The organism is Vogesella sp. EB (genome assembly GCF_001037925.1).
In the GTDB taxonomy this organism is placed as follows: Bacteria; Pseudomonadota; Gammaproteobacteria; order Burkholderiales; family Chromobacteriaceae; genus Vogesella; species Vogesella indigofera.
Window position 1 is genome coordinate 158,805 of record NZ_LFDT01000003.1, and the last position, 6,626, is coordinate 165,430.

Genomic DNA, 6,626 nt, shown 5'->3' on the forward strand with positions numbered 1-6,626 from the left:
GGCGCATCGGGGGGGAGGCTGATGCTGACTTACTGGCGGATCTGGCCGTCGCCGAGCACGATCCACTTCTGGCTGGTGAGGCCGTGCAAGCCGACCGGGCCGCGGGCGTGGATCTTGTCGGTGGAGATGCCGATCTCGGCGCCGAGGCCGTACTCGAAGCCATCGGCAAAGCGGGTGCTGGCGTTGACCATCACGCTGGCGGAATCCACCTCGCGCAGGAAGCGGCGCGCACGGCCGTAGTCATCGGTGACGATGGCGTCGGTGTGGTGGCTGCCGTAGTGGTTGATGTGCTCGATGGCGTCGTCGATGCCGCCGACCACCTTGATCGCCAGCACCGGCGCCAGGTATTCGGTTTCCCAGTCGGCCTCGGTGGCGGCGACGACCTTGTCGCCGAGGATGCCCTGGGTGCGCTCGCAGCCGCGCAGCTCGACGCCTTGCTCCCAGTACGCCGCGGCCAACCTTGGCAGGATGAACTCGGCAAACGCGGTGTGCACCAGCAGCGTTTCCATGGTGTTGCAGGTGCCGTAGCGGTGGGTCTTGGCGTTCAGCGCGATGTTGAACGCCTTGTCCGGATTGGCGGTGTCGTCGATGTAGACGTGGCAGTTGCCGTCCAGATGCTTGATCACCGGCACCCGCGCCTCGCGGCTGATGCGCTCGATCAGACCCTTGCCGCCGCGCGGCACGATCACGTCGACGAATTCGCTCATGGTGATCAGCTCGCCCACCGCGGCGCGATCGGTGGTTTCCAGTACCTGCACCGCGTGCAGCGGCAGGTCGGCCACGCGCAGGCCCTCGTGCACGCAGGCGGCGATGGCCTGGTTGCTGTTGAACGCCTCCGAGCCGCCGCGCAGGATCACCGCATTGCCGGATTTCAGGCACAGGCCGGCGGCGTCGGCGGTCACGTTCGGACGCGCCTCGTAGATGATGCCGACCACGCCCAGCGGCACGCGCATCTTGCCCAGCTGGATGCCGGACGGACGGTAGGTGAAGTCGTCCATCTCGCCGACCGGGTCCGGCAGCGCCGCGATCTGGCGCAGGCCCTCGGCCATGCCGCGCACGGTTTTCTCCGACAGCGTCAGGCGGTCGATCAGCGCTTCTTCCAGTCCGTTCTGGCGCGCGTTTTCCAGATCCACCATGTTGGCCGCAACCAGCCGTTCCAGATCCCGCTCGATGGCGTCGGCGATGGCCAGCAGCGCCTTGTTCTTCTGGTTGGTGTCGGCGCGGGCGATGGCGCGGCTGGCCTTGCGCGCGGCCTGGCCGACGACGTTCATGTAGTGTTTGATGTCCATGGCTTTGTCCTGTCCTGCGGGCGTTTTCTTAGCGTGACAGCGTACCGCATCTGCCCCGCTTTCGACCAGTGTTGTGCAAGGCCAGCCGGCGGCAGCGCCGGCGAATGGTGGGCGGAATGCGGCGCCGGCTCGGCATTTCCGCAACGTCCAATTTCGCGGCGGTCGCCGGCAGGGGGCGTGCGCATTGACCTTGCCCGTCAAAGGGCTTAATTTGTCTGACAAGCAACCGCTTGGTTGTTTTACGCCAGACCGCGCGCCAGACGCGGCAGACACAAGAGAGACCCCGACATGACCTCGTACCACGACTTCCATCGCCGCTCCATCGACGACCCGGCCGGCTTCTGGGCAGAGCAGGCGCAACGCATCCACTGGCACAAGCCCTTCGACAAGGCGCTGCAGTACGACCAGCCGCCGTTCCGCGACTGGTTCGCCGGCGGCGAGACCAACCTCTGCTACAACGCCGTCGACCGCCACCTGGCCGCGCGCGGCGAGCAGGCGGCGCTGGTGTACGTGTCCAGCGAGACCGGCGCCGAAAGCAGCTACAGCTACCGCGAGCTGTACGAGGAAGTGGCGCGTTTCGCCGCCATCCTGCAGGCGCAGGGCGTGGGCAAGGGCGACCGGGTGCTGATCTACATGCCGATGATCCCGGAGGCGATCTTCGCGATGCTGGCCACGGTGCGCCTGGGCGCCATCCACTCGGTGGTGTTCGGCGGCTTCGCCTCCGCCAGTCTCGCCACCCGCATCGAGGATGCCACGCCCAAGGTGATGGTCACCGCCGACGCCGGCATGCGCGGCGGCAAGGTGATCGCCTACAAGCCGCTGGTGGACGAGGCGCTGGCGCTGGCCGGCAGCAGCGCGCCGGGCAAGGTGATCGTGGTCAACCGCGGTCTGGCCGAGGCGCCGATGATGAAGCCGGGGCGTGACCTCGACTACGCCGCGCTGCGCGAAGCGCACCGGGACGAGCGCGCCGAGGTGACGTGGGTGGAGTCCAACCACCCCAGCTACATCCTCTACACCTCCGGCACCACCGGCAAACCGAAAGGCGTGCAGCGCGACACCGGCGGCTACGCGGTGGCGCTGGCGGCGAGCATGGACTACATCTACGGCGGCCAGCCGGGCGAGTGCTACTTCTCCACCTCCGACATCGGCTGGGTGGTCGGCCACTCCTACATCGTGTACGGCCCGCTGCTGAACGGCATGACCACGCTGGTGTACGAAGGGCTGCCGATCCGCCCCGACGCCGGCATCTGGTGGCAGCTGGTGGAAAAGTACAAGGTCACGGTGATGTTCTCCGCGCCGACCGCCATCCGCGTGCTGAAGAAGCAGGATCCGGCCTGGCTGCACAAGTACGACCTCTCCAGCCTGCGCGCGCTGTTCCTCGCCGGCGAGCCGCTGGACGAGCCGACCGCCAGCTGGATCGCCGCCGAATTGCAGGTGCCGGTGCTGGACAACTACTGGCAGACCGAAACCGGCTGGCCAATGCTGACGCTGTGCAACGGCGTGGAGCCCAAGGCGGTCAAGTTCGGCAGCCCCGGCCTGCCGGTGTACGGCTTCAACGTGAAGCTGTTCAACGAGGCCACCGGCGAGGAGGTCGGCCCCGGCGAGAAGGGCGTAATCGGGGTGATCCCGCCGCTGCCGCCGGGCTGCATGAGCACCATCTGGCAGCAGGACCAGCGCTTCGTCGACACCTACTTCAGCCTGTTTCCGGACCAGCTGGTGTACTCCAGCTTCGACTGGGGCATCAAGGATGCTGACGGCTACTTCACCATCCTCGGCCGCACCGACGACGTGATCAACGTCGCCGGCCACCGTCTCGGCACCCGCGAGATCGAGGAAGCCGTTGCCGGCCACAGCGCCATCGCCGAAGTGGCGGTGGTGGGCGTGGAAGACAGCCTCAAGGGCCAGGTGCCGAAGGCGTTCGCGGTGGTGAAAAACCCGGCGCTGCTCGATGATCCGGCCAGCCGTGCCAGGCTGGAGAAGGAAGTGATCGCGCAGGTGGCGGCGCAGCTGGGCGCGATTGCCAACCCGGCGCGGGTGTACTTTGTGAACCAGCTGCCCAAGACCCGCTCCGGCAAGGTGCTGCGCCGCTCGATCCAGGCGCTGGCCGAAGGCCGCGATCCGGGTGACCTGACCACGCTGGACGATCCGGCCGGCATCGAGCAGATCCGGCAGAGCATAGCCCAGGCCTGAGCCGGCAGGCCGGCCAGCCGCGACGGTTGCCGTCGCGGCTTTTTGCCGTCTGGCGCGGCTGGTTTTCTGTCGGGTGCGGCCAACGTTGGCCGCACAGCGGCGGCAAAACAGCGGATAATCGTTGCCCGATTCCCTCATTTCAGATTGCCGCCATGTCCGACGACACCATCCGCCTTTCCAAACGCATGACCGAACTCGGCCTGTGCTCCCGCCGCGAGGCCGACGAATTCATCGAGCAGGGGCTGGTGAAGGTCGATGGCGTGGTGGTCGACGTGCTCGGCAGCCGCGTGCGTCCGGAGCAGCGCATCGAACTGGAAGCGCGCGCGCTCAACGAGCAGGCCGAGCGCGTCACCCTGCTGCTGCACAAGCCGGTCGGCTATGTCAGCGGCGCGGCGGAGATGTCCGGCGAACGCCCGGCGTGGCAGCTGATCAAGGCCGACACCCTGTCGCCGGCCGACCGCTCCGGCTACACCTTTTTGCGCAAGCACCAGCTGCACCTCGCCGCCGCCGGGCGCCTGGATGTCGATGCCTCCGGCCTGCTGGTGCTGACCCAGGACGGCCGCGTGTCGCGCAAACTGCTGTCCGGCGACTGCGAGCAGGAATTCCTGGTGTGGATCGACCGGCCGCTGGACGACGCCGGCCTCGCCGCGCTGAAGACCGGCGTCAACAGCGACGGCGACAAGCTGACCGCGCTGCGCGTCAGCCGCCAGAGCGACAGCCAGCTGTGCTTCGTGCTGCGCGAAGTGCAGCGCCGCCACATCCAGCGCATGTGCGCCGCGGCCGGGCTGCAGGTGAAGGCGGTGCGCCGCATCCGCATCGGCCGCGTGCGGCTGGGCGAGCTGCAGCAGGGGCAGTGGCGCTACCTGCTGGACAGCGAGAAGTTCTGAGCACCTGTTCACGATCTGCTGCGCCAGCGTGATCCTGTGTTGGCATTGACCAAAAAATGCTCATTGACACCCCGTCAACTGCGCTTTTTGGGCCAATGCCGCCTTGTCTGACGTTGGCTCGCGAGATTGTGAACCCGTTCTGAGCGCGTGAACGGGCTCTGAAGCGGCACTGCGTCACGCGGCGCCGCCCAGCAAAAACCCCTGCCAGATGGCAGGGTTTTTTGCTGGGCGCTTCGCGGTAGCCAGTATCGAAAACACCAAAGGTTGGCCGCATCGCCGCTGCGGCCAACCTTGAATATGAGCGATAAGGCTCAGTCCTTGCGCGCCAGGCGGTCTTCCTCGAACACGGCGAAGGTCTTCTTCGCCGGCTCCACCACTTCCCAGATGCCCTCGAAGCCTTCCGGAATCACGAAGTGCTGGCCGGCGACGATCTCGACCATGCCGCCGTGGTCGTCGTGCATGCGCACGCGGCCTTCCAGCAGGGTGCAGAACTCGCACTCGGTGTACTTCACCCGCCACGCGCCGACGCCGCCGGACCACAGGCCGGCGTGGAACTGGCCGGTCGGATCGCTGTAGTGCATCTCGACGGTTTGCTGGCACTCACCGGCCAGGCGGCGCTCCAGCGGCGCGGAGAACGAGTCCGGGGTGATGTCCTGCTGATGGAACAGGACGATATCGTTGGCGTTGGACATTGAACGCTCCTCTGTGGTGTTATTTTCTACAACATGTTGATTATGTTTGACACTTTGGCACAGCTGGCCGCCGGCGGCAAGCCACGGCACCTGATTGTGATCAAATTTTTAGGTGTCTTGCCGCGTGTTCACGATTTCGCACGCTCACGCGCGACAAGGCGAAAACGGCTGGGGAAGCGGCCTTTATCTGAAGATAAGCCCGCATGCCGAAGCCATACTCACCGCGCAACGTTGCACGAAGCGTCGCCGATCGTGAACAGGCGCTCAGCGCCAGTCGCCACGCAATTCGCTGACCGTCTGTTGCAGCGCCGCGGCGCTGACCTCGCTCGCCGCCAGCGCCGGCGCCGCCTTCAGCGCGATGCGCGACCAGAAGCGGCGCGGCCAGCTCAGCATCGCCTTGCCGTAGCGGCGCGAGAAGAAACTGCCCCACATGCCGCACAGCGCCATCGGCACCACCGGCACCGGCGTGCGCGCCACGATCTCCTCGATGCCGAGCTTGAACAGGCTGATCTCGCCATCGTGGGTGAGCTTGCCCTCCGGGAAGATGCACACCACCTCGCCGGCGGCCAGCGCCGCCGCCACCTCGTCGAAGGCGCGCGCCTTGGCGTGCGGGTCTTCCTTCGCCGGCGCGATCGGGATGGCGCGCGCGGTGCGGAACACGAAGCCGAGCAGCGGGGTGCGGAAGATGTGGTGATCCATCACGAAGCGGATCGGGCGGCGTACCGCGCCGGCGAGGATCAGCGCGTCCATGAAGCTGACGTGGTTGCACACCAGTACGCAGGGGCCGTGCTCCGGAATCTGCTCCAGCCCGTGGTGGCGCACGCGGTACAGGGTGTGGGTCAGCAGCCAGATCACGAAGCGCATCAGGAATTCCGGCAGCAGGCTGTAGATGTAGGCGGCCACCACCAGGTTGAGCAGCGCCGCGATCAGCAGCACCGTCGAGATGCTGACACCGCCCGCCGCCAGCACCGCGGCAAACGCTGCCGACACCACCATGAACAGCGAGTTGAGGATGTTGTTGGCGGCAATGGCGCGCGAGCGGAATTCCGGCGCCGAGCGCGACTGCACCAGCGCGTACAGCGGCACGATGTAGAAGCCGCCGAACACGCCGATCAGCGCGAAATCGGCCATCAGTCGCCAGTTGCCGGCGTCGGCGATGAAGGCCAGCCAGTCCAGCGTGGCGGCGGCCTGCGGCGGGGTGGCGAAGTAGAGGTCGATGCCGAACAGGCACAACCCCAGCGAGCCGAACGGCACCAGCCCCAGCTCCACCTTGCGCCCGGACAGCCGCTCGCACAGCATCGAGCCGGTGCCGACGCCGAGCGAAAACAGCGTCATCAGCAGCGTGTACACCGTGGCGTCGCCGCCGAGCACGTCGGAGGCGTAGGTCGGCAGCTTGGACAGGTAGATGGCGCCGAGGAACCAGAACCAGGAAATGCCCAGCAGGCTGAGCCACACCGGCCGGCTCTGCTTGGCGTGGCGCACGATGCCCCAGGTCTGGCGCGCAAAGTTCCAGTCTATCGGCAGCGCGGCGGCGGTCGGCGCCGCCGGCGGCATCGCCCGCGCCGCGG

The 6,626-nt window shown here is 67.0% G+C and carries 5 protein-coding genes; 2 read left to right on the plus strand and 3 right to left on the minus strand.

Features of this window, described 5'->3' with window-relative positions:
- Positions 1-29: 29 nt before the first annotated feature.
- A complete protein-coding gene (locus ACG97_RS03565; protein ID WP_047965953.1) occupies positions 30-1,289 on the minus strand; it encodes a glutamate-5-semialdehyde dehydrogenase in 1,260 nt (419 codons plus the stop codon).
- Between the two features lie 288 nt (positions 1,290-1,577).
- On the opposite strand from ACG97_RS03565, the gene ACG97_RS03570 reads away from it, so the two are divergent.
- Both ACG97_RS03570 and ACG97_RS03575 read left to right on the plus strand, forming a co-directional pair.
- Complete coding sequence (locus tag ACG97_RS03570; RefSeq protein ID WP_047965954.1) at positions 1,578-3,479, plus strand: propionate--CoA ligase; 1,902 nt, start codon at positions 1,578-1,580, stop codon at positions 3,477-3,479.
- A 152-nt stretch (positions 3,480-3,631) separates the two neighbouring features.
- Positions 3,632-4,366 (plus strand): pseudouridine synthase, encoded by a 735-nt coding sequence (locus tag ACG97_RS03575; protein WP_047965955.1) that lies wholly within the window; start codon positions 3,632-3,634, stop codon positions 4,364-4,366.
- A gap of 311 nt (positions 4,367-4,677) precedes the next feature.
- Here ACG97_RS03575 and ACG97_RS03580 read toward each other — a convergent pair whose 3' ends face one another.
- Positions 4,678-5,058 carry a cupin domain-containing protein gene (locus ACG97_RS03580; protein WP_047965956.1) on the minus strand — a complete coding sequence of 127 codons (381 nt, stop codon included), beginning with the start codon at positions 5,056-5,058 and terminating at the stop codon, positions 4,678-4,680.
- A 264-nt stretch (positions 5,059-5,322) separates the two neighbouring features.
- Positions 5,323-6,626 (minus strand): 1-acyl-sn-glycerol-3-phosphate acyltransferase (locus tag ACG97_RS03585; protein WP_047965969.1); only part of this gene is annotated, 1,304 nt, incomplete at its 5' end.